Below are 20,705 nucleotides of genomic sequence, written 5' to 3' on the forward strand. Positions count from 1 at the left end.
GGGGTGACCTACCGCTGGGCAGGCCGTACGGCTGCTTCCTGTACCTCGGGTGTGTCCTCCGTACGGGCGACGGGTGCCGCGGCCTTGGCGGCCGCCTCCGCCGCGGCCTCCGCCGCGGCCTTCGCCTTGGCCTCCTCGGCCGCGCGTTCCACCTTCTCCGGCGCGACGAAGCGGTACCCGACGTTCCGTACGGTCCCGATCAGCGACTCGTGCTCCGGGCCGAGCTTCGCCCGCAGCCGCCGTACATGGACGTCGACCGTCCGCGTACCGCCGAAGTAGTCATAGCCCCAGACCTCCTGCAGCAGCTGGGCGCGGGTGAAGACGCGCCCCGGGTGCTGGGCCAGATACTTCAGCAGCTCGAACTCCTTGAAGGTCAGATCCAGGACCCGGCCCTTCAGCTTCGCGCTGTACGTCGCCTCGTCGACCGACAGATCGCCGTTGCGGATCTCCATGGGGGAGTCGTCCGAGGTGATCTGCTGGCGGCCCATGGCCAGCCTCAGACGCGCCTCCACCTCGGCGGGTCCGGCGGTGTCGAGGAGGACGTCGTCGATGCCCCAGTCCGCGGTGACCGCGGCGAGCCCGCCCTCCGTCACCACGAGGATCAGCGGACAGCCGGGCCCGGTGGACCGCAGCAGCTGGCACAGCGACCGCACCTGCGGCAGATCGCGGCGGCCGTCGATAAGGATCACGTCGGCACCGGGGGTGTCGACGAGGGCCGGGCCCTCGGCGGGGGCCACCCGCACGTTGTGCAGCAGCAGTCCGAGGGCGGGAAGCACCTCCGTCGACGGCTGAAGGGCATTGGTGAGGAGCAGCAGAGAGCTCATCGCGCCCCACCTGCCTGGGTCGTCCTGCGGTTGTGCACGGTTCGCTCGCCCATAACGTCGGTTCCTCCTCGGTCCCTGCGAGGACGTTTGCGGCACTGATTCGTACGGTGGCTCCCGCGCCCTGAGAGCCATTGTTCACCCGCCTGTAACAACGGCGGGAAAACACAAAAGGACCCGGGGGCTTCGTTGCCCGGATCCTCTTCCCAGCAGAATAGCCCACATGAGTTCCCTGGCAGAGGGTCCATTTCACACTTCGGACGCTTCGTCGACAATTCGCGGTCCCGGACGCGCAACCCTGCGTACCAGTGACGGAGTCCGTATCGAGGCTGTGTACGAGCCGTGTACGGCGGGCGTCAGCGCCACCGCGATCGTGATCGCGCATGGCTTCACGGGGTCGGTGGACCGGCCCGCAGTACGCCGCGCGGCACGGGTGTTCGCGCAGCATGCGGCCGTGGTCACCTTCTCTTTCCGCGGGCACGGAGGCTCCGGCGGCCGCTCCACGGTCGGAGACCGTGAGGTGCTCGATCTCGCGGCCGCGGTGGAGTGGGCGCGTGGATTCGGTCACACCCGGGTGGTGACGGCCGGATTCTCGATGGGCGGCTCGGTCGCGCTGCGCCATGCGGGGATGCATGGGGGGCGCAGAGAGGCGCGTACGGACGCAGTGGCGGCTGTGAGTGCGCCCGCGCGCTGGTACTACCGCGGTACGGCCCCCATGCGGCGGCTGCACTGGGTCGTCACCCGGCCGGTCGGGCGCCTGGTCGGCCGCTATGGCCTCGGCACCCGCATCCATCCCGAGGAATGGGACCCGGTCCCGCTCTCCCCGGTGGAGTCCGTGCCGTTCATCGCGCCGACGCCGCTGCTGATCGTCCACGGCGACCGCGACCCGTACTTTCCGCTCGACCATCCGCGGATGCTCGCCGCCGCGGCCGGGGGCGGAGCCGAACTATGGCTGGAACCTGGCATGGGCCACGCGGAGAACGCCGCGGACGACGAGCTGCTGAGCCGCATCGCGGCCTGGCTCATCGGCGAGTGAGCCGGCGCGTGGGACGGCGCTTGGTCGGCGTGTGGGGCGGCGTGGGTCGGCGAGTGAGCCGTCTCGCGGAGCCCGTCCGCGCGTGGCTCATCATGGAAGCCGACGAAAGGAGTGCCGTCATGGCAGCGGGAACGATCCGCTACTGGGCAGCGGCCAAGGCAGCGGCCGGGGTCGCGGAGGAGCCGTACGCGGCGGGAACGCTCGCCGAGGCGCTCGAGGCGGTGCGCGAGCGGCACCCCGGGGAGCTGACGCGCGTACTGCAACGGTGTTCGTTCCTCATCGACGGTGACCCCGTCGGCACCCGTGGCCATGAGACCGTACGGCTTGCCGAGGGCGGCACGGTCGAGGTGCTCCCGCCGTTCGCAGGAGGATGAGCCGCACATCATGAGCAGCGATCAGCAGTATCCGTACGATCCGTACGACCCCTACGCACAGAGCCGGCAGAGCCAGCCGCAGGGCTATCCGCAGAGCTACCCGGACCCCGACGTCGCCCAGACGTGGGAGGGCCAGACCTGGGACACGCAGTACCAGCCGATCGTGCCGCCCGCGCAGGCCGCGGCCGACACGGCCTATCTGCCGCCGCAGTCCGCCTACCCGCTGCCGCCCGAGGCACCGGCACCGGCTCCGGCACCCACGGCGTACGAGCCGCCCGCCGCCGGGTACAGCGCCCCCAGCGTCTCGGGGAACACCCGACTCACCGACGCCCAGCGCGCCCGCGCCGAGGGACGCTCGCCGATCATCGCGCCCGGCATGCAGCCGGCCGCTCTGACCGCCGCCCTCGGGCTGCTGCTCGCCGCCGGCGCGGCCGTCGGCCAGTACGCCCTGTTCGTGCCGCTCGTTCTGCTGCAGGCCGTCACCGCCGCCGGCTGGTTCCGGCTGAACGGCATGTGGCCCGCCCGGCAGGGCATCGCCCTCGCCTTCGCGGGCGGCCTCGCCGCCGACGTCGTACTGCTCTCCGTCGGCCGGGAGCACGCCCCCGCCGCGATCATCGGCACGCTGGGCGTGTGGGTGCTGCTCACCCTCGTACTGCAGCTGCGCAGCCACGCGGGCGCGGACGAGCGGATGTACGGCCTGATGGCGACCGTCGCATCGGCTGCCCTCGCGATCCTCGCGGCCGGACATCTCGCGGCCGCGGACGATGCCGTGGTCATCGGCGGTATCGCGGTCGCCGTGGCCGTCCTGGCCCGTGCGCTGCCGCTGCCGGACGTCGCGTCCGTGGTCCTGTCGCTGCTGGCCGCGACCGGCGCGGGCATTGCGGCCGGCGGCCTCACCGACATCGGTGCCAAGGGCGCGCTGCTCGGTCTCGTGGCGGGCGTGTGCGCGCTGCTCGGACTGCGGGTGGCGAGCTACGACTACCCGTCCCGCTTCGTCCATATGACGGCCGGCGTGGCCCTGCCGCTGACCGCCGCGGCGCCCGCGGTCTACCTGATCGGGCGGGCCCTGGTGTGACCTGCGCGGTCCCCCCGGCCGGAACCAAATGCCCCCACCTGGACGTCGATCATTGAGTCGATCATTAACAAGAAGCCGTCGTCCGGACTGGATTAGGCTCGCGGGCGTCACGGGGGGCCAGAGACAGGGTGGGGGACACCGAGCAATGCGTGCACTGCGAATACTGCTGATCATCGCTGTGGTCCTGGGCGGCATCTTCGTCGCCGCGGACCGGATCGCGGTCAACATGGCCGAGTCCGAGGCGGCCGACAAGATCAAAAGCAGCCAGGGGCTGAGCTCGACGCCGGAGATCTCCATCAAGGGCTTCCCCTTCCTCACCCAGGTCGTGGGCAAGGAGCTGGACGAGGTCGACGTCAGCCTCGCCGGAATCACCGCCACCGCGGGCGGCCGCTCGGTCAATGTCACCGAGGTCAAGGCCGAGCTGCGCAGCGTGAGGATCGACAGCAGCTTCTCCTCCGCCGTCGCGGACCGCGCCGACGGCTCGGCCCGGATCTCGTACGCCGACCTGACGAAGGCCGCGCCCAAGGGCGCCACCGTCAGTTATGCGGGCGCCGACCGGGCCGCCAAGGGCCAGGTCAAGGTCACAGGACCGCTCGCCGACCTGCTGGAAGGCGCGGGCATCTCGGTGCCCGAGGTGTTCAAGGGCATGCTCAACGGCCGCATGGTCACCACGTACAGCACGGTCGCGCTCAAGGGCGGCAGCACGGTCCAGCTGAAGGCCGAGTCGCTGCCGAACCTGCCGGTGGGCCTCGACGACAAGCTGCGCAAGGTCGTCGACTACGACATGAAGATCGACGGAATGCCGTCGAGCATCAAGCTGGACAAGGTGGCGGCGACGGACGCGGGCCTGCGCTTCTCCGGCACGGGCACGAACGTCTCCCTCGCGGGCTAGCCCGTTGGGCTGATTTCGGGGCCGCTCCGGACCCCGTTGCGGTTCGCCCGCGAAACCACCCACCGGACGGCAACCACCAACGCCCCCTGGCCCACGGCAACCACGAGCCCGGTGACCACCGGAACCCACCCCAGCCGCATGGTGAGACGGACCCGTCCGCTGGGTAGAAGGAAGCCACGCACAATTCGCCGAGAGGCGGGCCGGGACGGCCTCCAGCCCACTTCCCGTCCCACATAGTGGATGATCGCGTCTCAGAATGCGACACGCCCATGACAGGGGCACGGATACGTCCCTACGATCGGACGCATGAAGCGACAGCAGGCGGATCTCACGAAGCGGCGGGCAGTAGACCTGTGCCGCGTCGCCGCCATGCTCTGTCGCACTTTCTGAGCGGGAGCCCGACTCCCGTATCCCTCGGGCCCTTCGACAGTTGTCAGGGCCACCCCTCGTGCCGGGTAAGCCGCGCGCTGCGCGTACCCGCACACCCTCTCTTCGCACCACCCGCCGCACACTGCCCCGGAGGAGAAAGCGCATGAGCCGCAGCGACGTCCTGGTAGACGCCGACTGGGTCGAGGCCCACATCGATGACCCGAAGGTTGTCATCGTCGAGGTCGACGAGGACACGTCCGCGTACGACAAGAACCACATCAAGAACGCTGTACGGATCGACTGGAAGCAGGACCTCCAGGACCCCGTCCGCCGTGACTTCGTCGACCAGGAGGGCTTCGAGAAGCTCCTCTCCGCGAAGGGCATCGCCAACGACGACACCGTCGTCCTCTACGGCGGCAACAACAACTGGTTCGCCTCGTACGCCTACTGGTACTTCAAGCTCTACGGGCACGACAGCGTGAAGCTCCTCGACGGCGGCCGCAAGAAGTGGGAGCTCGACTCCCGCGACCTGGTGGACGGCGCGCAGGTGCCGGAGCGCAGCGCGACCGAGTACAAGGCGAAGGTCCAGGACACCTCGATCCGCGCCTTCCGCGACGACGCCGTCGCCGCGATCGGCAACCTGAACCTGGTGGACGTGCGCTCGCCCGACGAGTTCAGCGGCAAGCTGCTCGCCCCGGCGCACCTCCCGCAGGAGCAGTCGCAGCGCCCGGGCCACATCCCGAGCGCCCGCAACATCCCGTGGTCCAAGAACGCCAACGACGACGGCACCTTCAAGTCGGACGACGAGCTCAAGGAGCTCTACGCCGAGGAGCAGGTCGACCTGGCGAAGGACACCATCGCGTACTGCCGCATCGGTGAGCGTTCCGCGCTCACCTGGTTCGTGCTGCACGAGCTGCTCGGCGTCCAGAACGTCAAGAACTACGACGGCTCGTGGACCGAGTACGGCTCCCTCGTCGGCGTGCCGATCGAGCTCGGCGCCAACAAGTAACCCCTCCTCCCGACCCGAAGGACAAACCCCTATGTGTGGAGCAAAGGCCGGCGGCCCCGACGCCTCGACGATCAAGCCCGGTGAGACGACGATCCAGGGCAGCGTGACCCGTGACGGCGAGCCCGTCACCGGCTACGTCCGCCTGCTGGACTCGACCGGCGAGTTCACCGCCGAGGTCCCGACCTCGGCGACCGGACAGTTCCGCTTCTACGCGGCCGAGGGCACGTGGACGGTGCGCGCCCTCGTCCCCGGCGCCACGGCGGACCGTACGGTCGTCGCGCAGACCGGTGGCCTCGCCGAGGTCGCCATCGCCGTCTGATCGGCACCGAATACCGGCCGAAGGGCCGCACCCCAGGGGGTTGGACGCTTCCTGAAGCGGGGTGCGGCCCTTCGGTCGCTTGCGTTCCCGTCGCCTTCCCGGGCGCTTTCCCGGTCGTACGCTGAAGGTATGTACGCGCGGCGCCGTCACGCCTACTTCCTGCTGATGGGCGGATGCCTGGTTCTGTTCGTGTCCGCCTGGGCCTTCGTACGCCTGTGGTCGATCCCCGCGGCCGTCGTCATGTGCGTCGTCGCGATGGTGATCCCGCCGGTCGCCGCGATGGTCGCCAATGCGCGCGGGCCCGAGGACCGCTGGTGGGACGATCCGTCGGGCGACCCGAAGTCCGACGAGTGGTGGGACGAGCTCGACGGCAAGAAGAAGCGTCAATAAGTGTCAGTGAGCGTCAGCAAGCGTTAGTAGACGAGCGCCTGGACGCCGTCCGGCATGACCTCGCTCACGAAGACCTGCGCCCCCGCGATCCGTACGCCGTCGAGCACATCCTTCTCCGTGATGTCCCGCCGTGCCGCGCACTGCGTGCAGAGCGTGATCTGTCCGGCCGCCAGGATCGAGTCGATCAGATCGGGCAGCGGCGCGGCATGCGGCAGCTCGAACTCGGCCGCCCGGCCCGGCAGCGCGAACCACGCGGACTCGCCGGTCAGCCAGAGGGACACCTCCACTCCGCTGGCGACGGCGACGGCCGCCACCGTGAAGGCCTGCGAGCAGCGCTCGGGCGCATCGGCACCGGCGGTTACCTTGATCACGAGCTTCTTTGACATGCCCGAACTGTAATCCCGGGCCGCACCAACCCGTCCTGGAGCGCCGGCGCGGCAGAGCGCACCCCCTGGACCCGCTTGCCGCACCTCACGGAGAGGGCCGGGCGCCCACCCATTAGGCTGGGCCCCGGCCCTTTACCGCCCACACTGCTCATCCGAGGAGCACCCCGTGCTTGAGGCATTCTTCGAAGCCCTGCTGGTCCTGGTCTGCGTCGGCGTCGCCGCCTTCGCGGGTCTGACCGTGAAGAAGCTGTACCAGGGTCAGCGCTAGTCCCACTCGTATCTCTACAGATCGCCAGAGCTGCTCATGATCGAGATTCCGTCCGACCTGAACCCGGGCCTCGTCCCGCTCGCCTTTCTCCTGGGCACCTGGGAGGGCGTAGGCGTGTCCGACTTCCCCGGCGCCGAGAAGTGCAACTTCGGCCAGTCCGCCACCTTCAGCCACGACGGCCGGGACTTCATCGAGTACGTCTCGCACTCCTGGGTCCTCGACGCCGAGGGCAACAAGGTCAAGTCGCTGGAGTCCGAGTCCGGCTACTGGCGTATCGACTCCGAGCGCAAGCTCGAGATCGTCATGGCCCGTGACCAGGGCATCGTCGAGGTCTGGTACGGCGAGCTCGCCGAGAAGAAGCCGCAGATCGACCTGGCGACGGACGCGGTCGCGCGCACCAGCGCCTCGGCCCCGTACAGCGGCGGCAAGCGGCTCTACGGCTATGTGAAGGGCGACCTGATGTGGGTGGGCGAGAAGGCCACTCCGGAGGTCCCGCTGCGGCCGTACATGTCGGCGCACCTGAAGAAGGTCGTAAGCCCCGAGCAGGTCGAGGCGTGGGCCAAGGACCTCGGTGACCTCCCGGACGACGGCATCGCCTTCTTCAAGTAGTTCCGCAGGGGCATCTCAGGGGCCATGGGGGCTGTGCCGCTTGATTTTCAGCCCCTACGGAGATTGACCGCCTGCCTACACTGGGGGCGTGGTGAGCACCGACTGGAAGAGCGATCTGCGGCAGCGCGGCTACCGGCTGACTCCGCAGCGCCAGCTTGTCCTCGAGGCCGTCGACACTCTTGAGCACGCGACACCCGACGACATCCTCTCCGAGGTCCGCAGGACCGCGTCCGGTGTGAACATCTCCACCGTCTACCGCACCCTGGAGCTTCTCGAAGAGCTCGGCCTGGTCTCCCACGCCCACCTCGGCCACGGCGCCCCCACCTACCACCTCGCGGACCGTCACCATCACATCCACCTGGTCTGCCGGGACTGTACGAATGTGATCGAGGCGGACGTCGAGGTCGCCGCCGACTTCACCGCCAAGCTGCGCGAGACCTTCGGCTTCGAGACGGACATGAAGCACTTCGCGATCTTCGGCCGCTGCAAGAAGTGCACGGCCGAGGCGTCAACCACCGAGTCGTAGGCTTACCCCCATGCAGCGACACTCAACGACCAGCCCTCTGTTGTCCCTGCCCGGTGCCGTGGCCGCCGAAGGCACCGACGAAGGCGTCGCCGCGCACTACGGCGATCTGTTCCGCGAACAGCGCGCCCTCGCGAACGGCACCGGCCTCGTCGACCTCTCGCACCGCGGCGTCGTCACCGTCACCGGCGACGACCGGCTGAGCTGGCTGCATCTGCTGCTCACCCAGCATGTGAGCGAGCTCCCCGCGGGCCAGGCCACCGAGGCGCTGATCCTCTCCGCGCACGGCCACATCGAGCACGCCCTCTATCTCGTCGACGACGGCGAGACGGTCTGGGCGCATGTCGAGCCGGGCACGCAGGAGGCGCTGATCGGCTATCTGGAGTCGATGAAGTTCTTCTACCGGGTCGAAGTGGCCGACCGCACCGAGGAGTTCGCGGTGGTGCATCTGCCGGCCGGCTCCATCGCGGAGGCGCCGGAGGGCGTTGTCGTACGGGAGACCGCGCACGGCCGCGATCTGTTCCTGCCGCGCGCCGACCTCGAGTCGTACGCCGCCGCGAACGGCCCGGCCGTCGGGATCCTCGCGTACGAGGCACTGCGCATCGAGTCCCACCGCCCCCGCGTCGGCTTCGAGACCGATCACCGCACGATCCCGCACGAGCTGGGCTGGATCGGCTCCGCGGTCCATCTGGAGAAGGGCTGCTACCGCGGTCAGGAGACCGTCGCGCGCGTCCACAACCTGGGGAAGCCCCCGCGCAGGCTGGTCTTTTTGCACCTGGACGGCAGCGAGGTCCATCTGCCGGGCCACGGCACCCCGATCCGGCTTGCGGCGGAGGGTGCGGAGGGCCGTCAGCTGGGCTTTGTGACCACGTCCGCGCGCCACCACGAGCTCGGCCCGATCGCGCTGGCGCTGGTCAAGCGGAACGTGCCGCTGGACGCGGAGCTGCTGGCGGGGGACACGGCGGCCGCGCAGGAGCTCGTCGTCGAGCCCTGATCAGTTCGGCTGGTCAGGTACGGCTGGTACGGCTGGTCAGGTACGGCTGGTCAGTACGGGCTCGTACGGCAGATCAGTACGGGCTCGTACGGCTGGTCAGTACGGCTCGTACGGCCGGAGAGGGCCTAGACCTCGATCAGGACGGTGAACGGGCCGTCGTTGGTGAGCGAGACCCGCATCTGCGCACCGAACCGGCCCGTCTCCACCGTCGCGCCCAGCGCCCGCAGCTGCGCCACCACCTCGTCGACCAGTGGCTCGGCCACTTCGCCGGGCGCCGCCGCGTTCCAGGTGGGCCGGCGGCCCTTACGGGCGTCCCCATAGAGAGTGAACTGCGAAATCACCAGCAACGGCGCGTTCACGTCCGAGCATGACTTCTCCCCCTCCAGTATCCGTACCGACCAGAGCTTGCGGGCCAGCTGCGCCGCCTTCTCCCGGGTGTCCTCGTGGGTGACTCCCACCAGCACACACAGCCCTTCGCCGACGATTTCGCCGACTGTCTCGCCCGCCACGACGACGCTCGCGCCGTCGACCCTCTGCACCACTGCACGCATACAGACCAACCTATCCGGGGCTGAACGGGTGCAGAGCACCTGCGTCGAGACGTTCTGGGGTGGCACGATGCACCAAGGCGGTGCTTCCCCTCGGCCCTTCGGGCCCAGGGAGACCCGATGCACCGGTCGAGGGGACGGACAGAAGCACATGAGCACACCTGGCACCGGGCAGTCGCCCGGTCCCGTATCCATTCCGACGTCGGCGACTCCCGCGTCGATTCCCGCGTCGGTTCCCGCGTACCCGGTACCGGCGGCGGCCTGTGCCGCGCTCCCGCCCCAGCAGCGCACCGCGGGCCCACTGCCGGAGCCCGCGCAGCACGACCTGCCCGCGCTGCGGCTGCCGGAGCTGCGCACCCTGCGCCGCGACTCGCAGCGTGACGAGGCGGATCTCAGCTATGTACGGCGGCTGCTGCAGGGACGGATCGACATTCTGCGTGCGGAGCTGGCGCGGCGTACGCCCCCAGGGGCGTCGGCCTTCGGCCGCCCGGACGGCCCGGAGAGCAGGGACGGCTCACACCGCCTCGTTCATGCGGATCGTGCCGGGACCGCCGTGGTGGCCCGTCTTTCGGAGATCCTCGCCGACGCCCCCTCGCGGCACCGCTCGTCCGCCCGCCATGTGACGCTGTCCACGCCGCACAGCGAGGAGTACCGGCGGGTGGTCGCCGACATGCTCGCCGAGGTCGAGCTCTCGGACCTCGACGCCCGTACCGACGAGGAGCTGGACGCGGCGATGGGGCGGCTGATCCGCTACGAGCAGCAGGTCTCGCGCCGCCGCCAGCTGCTTCAGCGCACGGCGGACGACTGCAGTGGGGAGATCGCCCGCAGGTACCGCGATGGAGAAGCGCAGGTGGACGACCTGCTCACCTGAATTGAATGAGCCGTGGTGCGCCTACGGAAACTCGGATGCGGGCCGGTCGGCGCACGGCCTAGCGTGAGGCGCATGAGCGTCGAAACCCGCATCATCACCGAGTCCGAGTTCGCCGACTGGCTGCGAGCCGTGTGGACGGGATTTCTGCGGCCGCCGGTGATCTCGGACGAGGAGGTCGCCGCCCGCTGGGCGAACATTGACCCGGCGAGGGTGCGCGGCGCGTTCGACGACGGCCGCTGTGTGGCGACGTACCGCTCCTTCGCCCAGCAGCTCACGGTGGTGGGCGGCGCGGTGCTCGACTCGGATGCCGTCACCAATGTGTCGGTCTCGGCGACGCACCGCCGCCGCGGCCTGCTCAGCCGGATGATGAGCGAGAATCTGACGGTGGCGAAGGAGCGCGGCGACGTCGTGTCCACGCTGATCGCCGCCGAGTACCCGATCTATGGGCGGTACGGCTACGGCCCCGCCGCCTGGACCACTGAGTGGGCGATCGACGTCCCGCGCACCGGCCTCGACCCCCGCTGGTCGGGCCCGGGCGACGGCGGCCGTATCGACCTGGTGGACGGCGAGGACGTACGCAAGATCGGCCCGGAACTGCATGCGCGGCTCGCCGCCCGGCAGCCGGGCGTGGTGAGCCGCAGCGAGCGCTGGTGGCAGCTCAACACGGGCCAGGCGCAACTGCCCAGCCAGCCCTGGACGGAGCCGTTCTACGCGGTTTACCGCTCGCCGTCCGGTGAAGTCGAGGGTCTGCTCGCCTACCTGGCGGACGACAACTGGGGCGATGCCAAGCAGCCGTTGAACACGGCGAGTGTGCGCGACCTGCTCGCCCTGACCCCGGCGGCGGAGCGCGCGCTGTGGCACTACGTCTGCTCGATCGACTGGATAACCACGGTCAAGTCGGGCTACCGGGCACCGGACGACCTGCTGCCGCTGCTTCTGCCGGATCCGCGCGCGGCGCGGATCCTGACGCAGGCGGACTTCTTGTGGCTGCGGATCCTGGATGTCGTACGGGCGCTGGAGGCGCGTACGTACGGGACCTCGGCAAGCCTGGTCCTGGACATCCACGACGCGGGGGGCCTCGCGGGCGGCCGCTACCGCCTGGACGCCTCGCCGCAGGGCGCGACCTGCGTCCCGTCGCGTCAGTCGCCCGATCTGTCGCTGGACGTAAGGGAGTTGGGCGCGCTGTACCTGGGCGACGAGTCGGCGGTGCGGCTGGCTGCGCTGGGGCTGGTGGACGAGGGGACGGCGGGGGCGGCGGGGGTGGCGGACGCGCTGCTGCGGACGTCGCGGCGGCCGTGGTGCCCGGACATCTTCTGAGCCCTGCTGATGCCCGGGCGGGCGGGCCGCCGGTCAGGTTCCACAGGTCAGCGCCGGTGGGTTCCGCAGGTCACGTTCCGGCGGCCACGGCAGGCGCGGTCACCAGGAGGCCGCCGACACCTGCGCAGGTGGGGTTCTCGGCCTTTACGCCGATGATCAGCAGGGTGAATCCCAGCGCGGCCACGAAGCCGAACCGCCATTGCACGTACTGCTCGGCGACAAGGGTGATCAAGGGCATGAAGGTCCCCCTCCTTCAGAATCGCGGGGAGCGCCTGTGCCCGCACGCCGTTGTACCCGCAGGCGCCCCGTGAGAGTCGGTCAAGCAGTCAAGTCGCAGACAAATTAGTCTGGTTGACCTGTCTGTTGTCTTCCCGTCCGCAGGGCGCTGGCAAACTTGTATGACTATTGGATTGGCCACTTGACCGGAAAATGTCCGGTGGATCGGAAGTAGCTCGAACATATCTTGAGTTGCAGGCCAATTACGCTGGGGCGTAGGGGAGTTGTACGGTGGGGCGGTGGCAACTCGCGAGGCGGCAGGCGAAGACGGCAGGAAGTACGAGTACGTCGCTGCCCGGCTGAGGGAAGGCATTGGCGGCGGTCAGTACAGAGCAGGCAAGCTGCTGCCCCGGCAACGTGAGTTGGTGGACATCTTCGGGGTGTCCCGTGCGACGGTGGCGAAGGCCCTGGACCTGCTCAAGGAAGAGGGCCTGATCGAGTCCCGCCAGGGCAGCGGAATGTGGGTGCTGCCCGGCGCGACCGTCCCTGGTGCCCGGCCGGCCGAACCGGCCACTGCGCGACCCGCCCTGGAGACGCTCCAGCCCCATCTTCAAGCAGCCTTCGACGCCGATGACATCACCATGGACGTCTTCTCCCTCACCTCGGAGACGATGAACCGGCAACTGGGGGCACAGATCACCCGCATCCACGACGGCAGGATCCGGCCGCGGAGCATCTCGCTGCGCCTGATGCTGCCCGACCCCGGTATCAAGCTCGCCTTCCCCGTGTCCTTGCACGACCCCGACGACGAACGGCCGCGCCAGCGGCACCGCGACACCCTGATCCAGTGTTCCAGGTCGCTGCGCAGTGAATTGCGTACCCTCAAGCGGCAGCGGCTCGTTCCTGAGGTGTCGGTCCAGATCAGGACCGTGCGCCTCACACCGACCAGCAAGATGTATCTCCTGAACAAGGATCTGCTGCTCGAGGGCTACTACACCCTGGAGGGCACGGATCCCGATCCGGTCGAGGGAGAGGAGCAGGAGGGCACAACCCTCAACTCGCTCGGACTCGGCGCCACGCTCTTTCCGTACTCCAAGCCCGACCAGGCACTGAAGGTGGAGACAGCGCAAACGTTCTTCGACTCCTACTGGGACCTGTTGGCCCAAGATACGGACTTCGGCGACTGACCGTGTTGCTCACCTCCCCTACCCAGTTGCGGGATCTGCTCTCCCGCGCCTCTCTCGTCCTGTGGGACTTCGACGGTCCCGTATGTGATCTCTTCGCGCATCGCGCGGCTTGGCACATCGCCGCCGCACTGCGCGACATCGCCCGCCCCGACGCCCTCCTGAGCGCCAGGATCAAGGGCGTGAGCGGTACCGATCCCCTTGAAGTGATGCGACGCGTGCACGACGCCCCCGACCCACTGGGTCTGGTCAGGGCCATGCGCAAATACCTTGAGGAGGCCGAGGCCGAGGCCGCGCAGAAGGCTGTGCCCACCGCCGAAGCCGAACCGCTCATGATGGAGCTGCGCGCCGAGGGAAAGCTGCTCGCCATCGCCTCGAACAACTGTGAGGCGGCGATTCGTGCCTACCTCCACCTCCATCGGCTCGAGGAGTACTTCAACGACCGGATCGCCGGCCGGCCCGACGATCTTCCCCTGATGAAGCCCAATCCACACAGCCTGCAGCAACTCCTCGACAGCACAGGCACGGCTGCCGGCAACAGCGTGATGATCGGCGACTCGCCCGCAGACGCCGAGGCGGCAGCTGCGGCCGGCGTTCCGTTCATCGGCTACCACCCGCGCCGGGAGAAACGTCTTCGGCTCCAGGAGGCAGGAGCCACCTGCTTTGCTGAGGATCTGGGCGTTATGCAGGCGGCCGCCGTCGGGTAGGGATGACAGACAGGGTCCCGGCCGGGCGAGGCGGGCAGCATCAACTTCCTTTTCTGCAAGGGGGTTTGATGCTGTCACTACGCTTGGGTAGGAACGTGATCGGCGGTCCGGGACGGCCCGTCAGTGGTGTCTTCGGCCTCTAGAGCGCAGGAGCCGCATGCCCGATGTAGCCCGCAGCGCCTCCGGCCGGGACATCGACAGCTGGGAGTCGCTGTACCGAGCGGCCGGTGAGGGGGCACCCCTCACCGGCTACTACCACCGCAACTACTGCGTGGAGCTGCCGGACGCGCTCGCGGCGTCGGCCGCCCTGCCCGCCGGCACGCCCGTGAAGGTACGGGCCCCGATCACCGATGCCGTTCAGTTCAATCTGCGGATCTGGCCCGAGAGCGAACTGCTCGGAGCCATCGCGGGGCGGGTGGACAAGAGCCCCCGGGTCCTCGCCGACCGGCCCGGCTTCACCGTGCACTCCTTCGCCGAGGGCGACTCGCTGTCGGACCTTGTGGGGCATGTGGGGCCGGTGGGACTGCCGTATATCCACTCGCTGGGAGAGCTCTTCCGGCAGACGACAGCCGTCCCGTCCCGGCTGCTGCCGCCGTGTCCGGAGGACTGGCCGCTCGACGGCGACTGCGCCGGCTTCCTCCGTACGCTGGTCGACTTCACCGAGAGCGAGGTGAAGGGGCGGCACGGGAAGGACTTCCAGACGCTGTTCGCGGAGCTGAGGGTGCCGTACGACGCCTTCGGACGGCTGGTCGAGCGCGCGCAGTGGCTGGGGGAGCGGCCGTTCGTACTCCTTCACACCGACGTCCACCGGGGCAACCTCATCGTCGGCGCGGACGGCCGGCTCTCCCTGATCGACTGGGAACTCGCCCTCTTCGGCGATCCCGTCTACGAGATCGCCTCGCATCTGTCCCGGATGCGGTACGCGAAGCGCGCCGAGCAGCGGGCAGCGCTGCGGGCCTGGTGTACGGCGGTCGCCCACAGCCGTCCGGCTGCCCTCGCCGGACACCGCAGCGCGCTGCGGATCTATCTGGACTTCGAACGGCTGCAGTCGGTCTACATCGATGTGATCCGGCTGGCACTGGCCTTCGCGCGCCACCCCGACCGGGCCGGTCTGGAGCGGACCGCGACGGGGATCGAGGCGGTGCTGCGGGCCGCGCGGCGGCCGCTGGGGTTGCGGCGGGTACCGAGCGCCGGGCGGATAGCTCTGGCGTGTGCCGCCTGGCAGCACGCCGTGTGCCCAATGCCACCCGCACCCTGACCGGCACCAGCGACACCCGCATCGGCTGTATGTGGTGCTGACGCGGGCGGTGTCGCGGCTGGATGTGCTGCACAGCGGCCCGCTGCCGCCGGAACTGGCCTGCTAGGGACGGGACGTGGGATTTCGGTGTCGCGTCATGCCCCCACGGTCCCGTCGATCGCCTCGCGGAGGAAGTCTGCGTGGCCGTTGTGCCGGGCGTACTCGTGGATCATGTGCAGCATCACCAGCCTGAGCGAGACGTCCTCGCCCCATCTGGCCTGGTGACCGGTCACATCGAGGGACTCCGCCTGCTCCTCGATGCGGCGCGCGTGCTCGACCTCGGTCTGCCAGGCTTCGAAGGCCTCCGCGCGCGTGGACTCGCTTGCGTCGTACGCGACTTGATAGTCGCCCTCGTCCGACCAGACGAGCGGGATGTCCTCCCTGTTGATCACCCGCCGGAACCAGCTGCGTTCCACCTCTGCCATGTGCCGCACCAGGCCGAGCAGGGAGAGCGTCGACGGCGGCATGGACTGCCGGCGCAGCTCCTCGTCGGACAGGCCTTCGGCCTTCATGGCGAGCGTGGCGCGGTGGAAGTCGAGGAAGGCGCGCAGCGTCTCGCGCTCGCCTCCGGTCAGGGGCGGGCCTATTCGGTCGACGGTCACTGCGGATTCCTTCCGGCGGTTGGGCTGTTGGGCGGTTGGCCGATGGGTCGGTTCAGCCGTCCGGACCGGTCCCACGGTCCCATTGATACTCCGGTTCTTGATCGGCGGGGGCCCGGTCGGGCCCATAGAGAGCGGCCAGTTCGGCGGCCAGTTCCGCCAGCCGTGCCCTCGCCTCCGGTGGGTCCAGGATCTCGACACGCCCTCCGAGACCCGCCAGCTGCGCCGCCACGATCTGCGGGGACGGGCCGTCGATCTCCACCTCCAGCCAGTCGGAGGCGAGCGGCCGGCCGATCCGCAGCCGCCCGCCGAACAGGCCCTGAAGGAGCGGCTCGGCGCTTCGCTCGGCCCGGGCCCGTACGGTCGCGGCAAGCAGACGGTCCTCCATTCGCGCGGCGAGCGAACGCCAGGTGGTGGCGAGGTCGAAGTCCTCGGGCCGTACGACGGGTTCGCCGGTCGCCTCGACGGAGGTGACGCGGCTGAGGCGGAAAGTCCGCAGGCCGTGGGCGGTGCCGGCGACGAGATAGCCGACGCCTGCCTTGGACGCGAGGCCGAGCGGATGGACCGTCCGCTCGCCCGCGGGCCTGCCGGGCCGTTCGTACCCGAGCCGGATCTGCGTGCCGTCGACCACGGCACGCTGGAGTGCTTCGAGGTGGGGCGTGGCGGCCGTGACGGGGGAGCGTGACCAGTCCGTGCCGTCGGTGACGCGGGCGCGCGATGCGGCCTCGGCCTCCGACCGGAACGTCGCCGGCAGGGCCTTCACCAGCTTGCGCAGTGCCGTTCGCAACTCGGGGCCGGCCGACGAGGGGCCCGCGACGAGGAACAGTGCCCGGATCTCGCCGGCGGTCAGCCCGGTGAGATCGGTCCTGGCCCCGCCGACCAACGACCAGCCGCCGCCGCGGCCGCGCTGCGAGTAGACGGGGATGCCGGCAGTGGCCAGCGCCTCCAGGTCGCGTCGCGCCGTGCGCTCCGACACTTCGAGCTCGGCGGCCACCTCGCTCACGGTCACGCGTCCGCGGGACTGCAGGAACAGCAGGGTCGCCACCAGACGATCGGCTCTCATGGCGGATTATTCTCTCCCGGAAACTGGCCAGGAGATGGCCAGTTAAGGCTCCAGCATGGGGTCAGACATCTCGGAACGGGAGCTGACCATGATCGTAGTAACTGGAGCCACCGGAAACGTCGGACGGCCGCTCGTGCAGGCCCTTGCCGCGGCGGGCGAGCAGGTGACGGCGGTTTCCCGACGCCCTGCGGACGTACAGGCGCCTGCGGATGAACGGACGCCGGCCCGCGTTCACCACCGGCAGGCCGACCTGGCCGATCCCGCGAGCCTCACCCCCGTGCTCGACGGAGCCGACGCGCTCTTCCTCCTCATCGCCGGCGGCGGCGAGACCTTGAACCCGCACCACATCGTCGACGTCGCGAAAGCCGGCGGGGTCGGGCGGATCGTGCTGCTGTCCTCCCAGGGCGCCGGGACGCGACCCGACTCCCCTGCCCATGCTCACCTCCGGGCGTTCGAGGACACCGTCCGGCAGTCCGGTCCGGACTGGACGGTCCTGCGGCCGGGCGGCTTCGACTCCAATGCCCTGTGGTGGGCGGAGCCGATCCGCTCGTACGGTTCGGTCGCTGCGCCGTTCGCCGACATCGGCCTGCCGACCGTCGACCCGGCGGACATCGCGGAGGTCGCGGCCGCCGTCCTGCGCGACGGCAGCCACGCGGGCCGTACGTACGAGCTCACCGGGCCCGCGCCGATCTCCCCGAGGCAGCAAGTCCGGGCGATCGGGGACGCGTTGGGGACATCCGTACGGTTCGTCGAGCAGAGCCGCGAAGAGGCCAGGTCGCAGATGGTCCAGTTCATGCCGGAGGCTGTCGTGGACGGCACTCTCGCCATCCTGGGCGAACCGTCGGCCGCGGAGCAGCGGGTGAGCCCGGATGTGGAGCGGATCCTGGGCCGTGCACCCAGGACCTTCGCCGAGTGGGCGGCAGGCAATACCGCTGCTTTCGGGTAAGCAGGGAGTGACCCCGGTGGCCCGGCCGGGCCACCGCCTCGTCACCCGCGAGGCGCTCGTCGCCGCATCCGCCGCATCCGCCACCTCGGCCGCACCCGGGCGCTCCGGCGGTGAAGCTGCTCGGCTTCGAGTTCCTTGCGGAGTGTGACGTCCGTGATGACCTTGATCGCTCCGGTCGTCGATCCATCGGGGCGGTGAGCGCGGGGTGGGGTCGAGCAGGCCAACCAGCGCGCTGAGCCCGGCTACTCCAAGGTCCACTTTACGACCCCACCACGCACCCCGCACCCGCAGTGACCGGCGGCAAGAGGCAGCATCACGGCACCGGTTGCGGCACCCGAGTCGATTTGCGATCTTCCGTCGTCAGGTCTTCGCTGGAAGTGACCATTTGAGGCCCTGGATCGAACCGCTCACCCCTCTGTGTCTGCCCCAGGCCAAGCGTGGCGCCCTGGTGCCGCACGTGCGCCGCCGCATAGGAGGCTCATGGACGAGGTTCACGGTCAGGTAAGGGCCGGTCGTCAAGCCGCATGGTGGCTGTATCTCGCAGCCGGTGCGGTGGTGATCGTCGTCTATCTCCTCATCTCCGCCGACGTCCGCCACCTGATCTCCCCGATGGTGTCTGCCTCGGCCACCGTCGCAATCCTGGTGGCGGTACTCAGGAAGCGGCCGCAGCCGGCCGCTCCTTGGTACCTGTTCGCCGCGGGGATGGCCCTGTACACCGCAGCGGACACGCTCTTCGGCATCTACCAGTTCGAGGGCACAGCGGTGCCCTTCCCCTCCCCGGCCGACGCGCTCTACCTGGGGGCCTACCCCTTTTTCACCGCGGGCCTGATCGCCCTGACAACGGTGCAGAGCCGTGGTCGGGGCTGGGCGGGCCTGCTGGACGCGGGCATCATCACCCTCGGGGCCACCACGCTGGCCTGGGTCTTCATCATTGCCCCCTACCTGTTCAGCCAACTGTCCGTGCTGCCGCTGGCGGTCTCCTTGGCCTATCCGATCGCCGACCTGGTGCTGCTGTGCATGGCCGCCCGGCTGGTGCTCACCACCGGCACGCGCACCCCGTCCTTCCTGCTGCTGACCGCCTGGTTGTGCGCCACGCTCGGCGCCGACGGCCTCTATTACTCCACCCTGGCCACGACCGGCGCCCCGATCGCACCAGAGGTGTCCTACGCCGTCTGGATGGCCTCCTACCTCTTCCTGGGTGCAGCCGCCCTGCACCCGTCCCTGGACCAATCGCCACAGTTGGTGGAGGGGGGCCAGGCGGCCCTGTCCGGCCCCCGTCTGGTGCTTCTCCTCCTGCTCGCCCTCATGGGGCCGGTTCTGCTGATCGTCGACGCCGGTGATGTCCGCGACCAGCCCGTGCACGTCGGGATCATCTCCGCCATCGTCGGATGCCTGACCCTGCTGCTGGTCCTGCGGGTCACCCTCCTCGCCCGGTACGCCCAGAGCCAGGCCGGCCAGGCACGCACGCGTGCCCAAGCCCTGGAGAGGTCCCTGCGCGACCAGACGTCGCTGCAGAAACAGCTCAGCCATCAGGCCTTCCACGACCCGCTGACGGGCCTGGCCAACCGGGCACTGCTGGCCGAACGGCTGGAACACGTCCTCAGCCGCCCCTCGGCCGTCGGCACCACGGGCCTGATTCTGATCGACCTCGACCATTTCAAGGACATCAACGACAGCCTGGGCCACCCGGTCGGTGACGAAGTGCTGATCGCGGTCGCCCACCGGCTGCTGGGCGGGGTGCGTCAGCAGGACACCGTCGCCCGGCTCGGCGGGGACGAGTTCGCCGTACTCGTGGAGGACCTGCCGTCCGACGGCGTCCGCGACTACGCCCAGCGGCTTCTCGGCCGGTTCACAAACCCCTTCGCGCTCTCGGGCGAGCGCTCCGTGTACGTGGCGGCCAGCATCGGCATCGTGGCGATAAGGGAGCTGATGCCACCCGCCGAGGCGCTGCGCGACGCGGATCTCGCCCTCTACGTCGCCAAGGACCAGGGCCGCAACCGTGCGGTCATGTTCGAACCGAGCATGAGCACCGCCCAGCAGGACCAGTCGCGCATCGCCCAGGACCTGCGCTACGCGCTCACCCGGAACGAACTCTCCGTCTCCTACCAGCCCGTGGTCGAGATGGACACCGGCCAGACCACCGGAGTGGAGGCTCTGCTCCGCTGGAATCCGCGCGGCCGCGACCCCATCCAGCCCGAGCAGTTCATCTCCATTGCCGAGGAGACCGACCTCATCCTCCCCATCGGCGCCTGGATACTGCGCGAGGCCTGCCTCCAAGGACGGCGTTGGCACGACCAGACTCCGGACCGACAGGCGCTGACCATCGCCGTCAACGTCTCCGGCCGCCAGCTCAAGGACCCCGACTTCCCCGAGACCGTCACCCGGATCCTGCTCGAGACCGGATTCCCCGCCTCCTCACTGGTCCTGGAGATCACCGAGAACGTGCTCATCGCCGACGCGGAAACCACCGCCGCCCACATCTCCTCCCTGCGCAGTCTCGGCGTCCGCATCTCCATCGACGACTTCGGCACCGGCTACTCGTCGCTCTCCTACCTGCGCAACCTGCCCGTCGACATCGTCAAGATCGACCAGAGCTTTGTGAACACCGCCGCAGCGAAGGACAACGGCATCATCCAGGCCATCCTGTACCTCAGCCACGCCCTCGGCGTGGACACCGTCGCCGAAGGCATCGAAACCTCGGGGCAGGCCGACCGTCTCCGCACCCTCGGCTGCCCCCACGGCCAGGGCTTCTACTACGCGGAGCCCATGACCGCACAGGCACTGGAGCAGCACCTCGCCGCCCACCCCGTACCGGAACTGCGTCACCCCACCGGGTAGGCCACCCCACCGGGTAGGCGTGGCGGCGCCGGAGGAGCCCGGCTGCGGCGCTCG

24 protein-coding genes are annotated in these 20,705 nt (G+C 69.5%); 18 read left to right on the forward strand and 6 right to left on the reverse strand.

What is annotated here, in order from left to right; genetic code table 11:
* Window positions 1-8: 8 nt before the first annotated feature.
* The gene (locus OG729_RS21230) at window positions 9-824 is read right to left on the reverse strand and encodes a response regulator transcription factor (protein ID WP_360878136.1); all 816 of its coding nucleotides are present in this window, start codon (window positions 822-824) and stop codon (window positions 9-11) included.
* 220 nt (window positions 825-1,044) lie between these two features.
* Between OG729_RS21230 and OG729_RS21235 the strand changes: the two genes are divergently transcribed.
* The 8 genes from OG729_RS21235 (at window position 1,045) to OG729_RS21270 (ending at window position 6,285) form a co-directional block, all read left to right on the forward strand.
* Entirely contained in the window at window positions 1,045-1,857 is an 813-nt protein-coding gene (locus OG729_RS21235; RefSeq protein ID WP_360878132.1) for an alpha/beta fold hydrolase, read from the forward strand.
* 119 nt (window positions 1,858-1,976) lie between these two features.
* Window positions 1,977-2,231: a MoaD/ThiS family protein gene (locus OG729_RS21240; RefSeq protein ID WP_360878129.1), complete on the forward strand. Its 255-nt coding sequence runs from the start codon at window positions 1,977-1,979 to the stop codon at window positions 2,229-2,231.
* Between the two features lie 10 nt (window positions 2,232-2,241).
* On the forward strand, window positions 2,242-3,306 hold the full coding sequence (locus OG729_RS21245) for a hypothetical protein (protein WP_405807673.1): 1,065 nt from the start codon (window positions 2,242-2,244) through the stop codon (window positions 3,304-3,306).
* A gap of 145 nt (window positions 3,307-3,451) precedes the next feature.
* Window positions 3,452-4,198: a DUF2993 domain-containing protein gene (locus OG729_RS21250; RefSeq protein WP_360878126.1), complete on the forward strand. Its 747-nt coding sequence runs from the start codon at window positions 3,452-3,454 to the stop codon at window positions 4,196-4,198.
* A gap of 306 nt (window positions 4,199-4,504) precedes the next feature.
* Entirely contained in the window at window positions 4,505-4,588 is an 84-nt protein-coding gene (locus tag OG729_RS21255; protein WP_352376456.1) for a putative leader peptide, read from the forward strand.
* 142 nt (window positions 4,589-4,730) lie between these two features.
* The gene (locus OG729_RS21260) at window positions 4,731-5,576 is read left to right on the forward strand and encodes a sulfurtransferase (RefSeq protein WP_405807674.1); all 846 of its coding nucleotides are present in this window, start codon (window positions 4,731-4,733) and stop codon (window positions 5,574-5,576) included.
* Between the two features lie 31 nt (window positions 5,577-5,607).
* The gene (locus tag OG729_RS21265) at window positions 5,608-5,895 is read left to right on the forward strand and encodes a DUF1416 domain-containing protein (protein ID WP_142217934.1); all 288 of its coding nucleotides are present in this window, start codon (window positions 5,608-5,610) and stop codon (window positions 5,893-5,895) included.
* 129 nt (window positions 5,896-6,024) lie between these two features.
* Entirely contained in the window at window positions 6,025-6,285 is a 261-nt protein-coding gene (locus tag OG729_RS21270) for a DUF3099 domain-containing protein (protein ID WP_360878119.1), read from the forward strand.
* 23 nt (window positions 6,286-6,308) lie between these two features.
* On the opposite strand, the gene OG729_RS21275 is transcribed toward OG729_RS21270, so the two are convergent.
* Window positions 6,309-6,671 carry a DsrE family protein gene (locus tag OG729_RS21275; protein ID WP_360878116.1) on the reverse strand — a complete coding sequence of 121 codons (363 nt, stop codon included), beginning with the start codon at window positions 6,669-6,671 and terminating at the stop codon, window positions 6,309-6,311.
* A gap of 304 nt (window positions 6,672-6,975) precedes the next feature.
* Between OG729_RS21275 and OG729_RS21280 the strand changes: the two genes are divergently transcribed.
* The 3 genes from OG729_RS21280 to OG729_RS21290 all read left to right on the forward strand — a co-directional run bounded on the left by OG729_RS21280 (window position 6,976) and on the right by OG729_RS21290 (window position 9,065).
* On the forward strand, window positions 6,976-7,548 hold the full coding sequence (locus OG729_RS21280; protein ID WP_360878113.1) for an FABP family protein: 573 nt from the start codon (window positions 6,976-6,978) through the stop codon (window positions 7,546-7,548).
* Window positions 7,549-7,636: 88 nt separating this feature from the next.
* Window positions 7,637-8,074, forward strand: a complete 438-nt coding sequence (locus tag OG729_RS21285) for a Fur family transcriptional regulator (protein ID WP_404724463.1) — start codon at window positions 7,637-7,639, stop codon at window positions 8,072-8,074.
* 10 nt (window positions 8,075-8,084) lie between these two features.
* Window positions 8,085-9,065, forward strand: coding sequence for a folate-binding protein (locus OG729_RS21290; protein ID WP_360878107.1), 981 nt, complete (start codon window positions 8,085-8,087; stop codon window positions 9,063-9,065).
* Window positions 9,066-9,190: 125 nt separating this feature from the next.
* Here the strand turns inward: OG729_RS21290 and dtd are convergent, their stop codons facing one another.
* On the reverse strand, window positions 9,191-9,616 hold the full coding sequence (dtd, locus tag OG729_RS21295) for a D-aminoacyl-tRNA deacylase (RefSeq protein ID WP_360878104.1): 426 nt from the start codon (window positions 9,614-9,616) through the stop codon (window positions 9,191-9,193).
* Window positions 9,617-9,764: 148 nt separating this feature from the next.
* Here dtd and OG729_RS21300 point away from each other — a divergent pair, with 148 nt between their 5' ends.
* Both OG729_RS21300 and OG729_RS21305 read left to right on the forward strand, forming a co-directional pair.
* The gene (locus OG729_RS21300; RefSeq protein ID WP_405807675.1) at window positions 9,765-10,484 is read left to right on the forward strand and encodes a hypothetical protein; all 720 of its coding nucleotides are present in this window, start codon (window positions 9,765-9,767) and stop codon (window positions 10,482-10,484) included.
* A 72-nt stretch (window positions 10,485-10,556) separates the two neighbouring features.
* Complete coding sequence (locus OG729_RS21305; protein WP_360878097.1) at window positions 10,557-11,801, forward strand: GNAT family N-acetyltransferase; 1,245 nt, start codon at window positions 10,557-10,559, stop codon at window positions 11,799-11,801.
* A 70-nt stretch (window positions 11,802-11,871) separates the two neighbouring features.
* On the opposite strand, the gene OG729_RS21310 is transcribed toward OG729_RS21305, so the two are convergent.
* Window positions 11,872-12,039, reverse strand: a complete 168-nt coding sequence (locus OG729_RS21310) for a hypothetical protein (RefSeq protein WP_360878093.1) — start codon at window positions 12,037-12,039, stop codon at window positions 11,872-11,874.
* A 277-nt stretch (window positions 12,040-12,316) separates the two neighbouring features.
* On the opposite strand from OG729_RS21310, the gene OG729_RS21315 reads away from it, so the two are divergent.
* The 3 genes from OG729_RS21315 (at window position 12,317) to OG729_RS21325 (ending at window position 15,166) form a co-directional block, all read left to right on the forward strand.
* On the forward strand, window positions 12,317-13,204 hold the full coding sequence (locus OG729_RS21315; RefSeq protein ID WP_405807676.1) for a GntR family transcriptional regulator: 888 nt from the start codon (window positions 12,317-12,319) through the stop codon (window positions 13,202-13,204).
* A gap of 5 nt (window positions 13,205-13,209) precedes the next feature.
* Window positions 13,210-13,908: an HAD-IA family hydrolase gene (locus OG729_RS21320; protein ID WP_360878087.1), complete on the forward strand. Its 699-nt coding sequence runs from the start codon at window positions 13,210-13,212 to the stop codon at window positions 13,906-13,908.
* Between the two features lie 157 nt (window positions 13,909-14,065).
* Window positions 14,066-15,166, forward strand: coding sequence for a phosphotransferase (locus OG729_RS21325; RefSeq protein WP_405807677.1), 1,101 nt, complete (start codon window positions 14,066-14,068; stop codon window positions 15,164-15,166).
* A gap of 134 nt (window positions 15,167-15,300) precedes the next feature.
* On the opposite strand, the gene OG729_RS21330 is transcribed toward OG729_RS21325, so the two are convergent.
* On the reverse strand, window positions 15,301-15,807 hold the full coding sequence (locus tag OG729_RS21330; RefSeq protein ID WP_360878080.1) for a DinB family protein: 507 nt from the start codon (window positions 15,805-15,807) through the stop codon (window positions 15,301-15,303).
* A 52-nt stretch (window positions 15,808-15,859) separates the two neighbouring features.
* The gene (locus OG729_RS21335; RefSeq protein ID WP_405807678.1) at window positions 15,860-16,867 is read right to left on the reverse strand and encodes a helix-turn-helix transcriptional regulator; all 1,008 of its coding nucleotides are present in this window, start codon (window positions 16,865-16,867) and stop codon (window positions 15,860-15,862) included.
* A gap of 88 nt (window positions 16,868-16,955) precedes the next feature.
* Here OG729_RS21335 and OG729_RS21340 point away from each other — a divergent pair, with 88 nt between their 5' ends.
* Both OG729_RS21340 and OG729_RS21345 read left to right on the forward strand, forming a co-directional pair.
* Window positions 16,956-17,813 carry an SDR family NAD(P)-dependent oxidoreductase gene (locus OG729_RS21340; RefSeq protein WP_405807679.1) on the forward strand — a complete coding sequence of 286 codons (858 nt, stop codon included), beginning with the start codon at window positions 16,956-16,958 and terminating at the stop codon, window positions 17,811-17,813.
* Window positions 17,814-18,293: 480 nt separating this feature from the next.
* The gene (locus OG729_RS21345) at window positions 18,294-20,651 is read left to right on the forward strand and encodes a putative bifunctional diguanylate cyclase/phosphodiesterase (protein WP_405807680.1); all 2,358 of its coding nucleotides are present in this window, start codon (window positions 18,294-18,296) and stop codon (window positions 20,649-20,651) included.
* The last annotated feature ends 54 nt before the right edge of the window (window positions 20,652-20,705 follow it).

It is taken from the genome of Streptomyces sp. NBC_00210 (assembly GCF_045160975.1).
Lineage (GTDB): Bacteria > Actinomycetota > Actinomycetes > Streptomycetales > Streptomycetaceae > Streptomyces.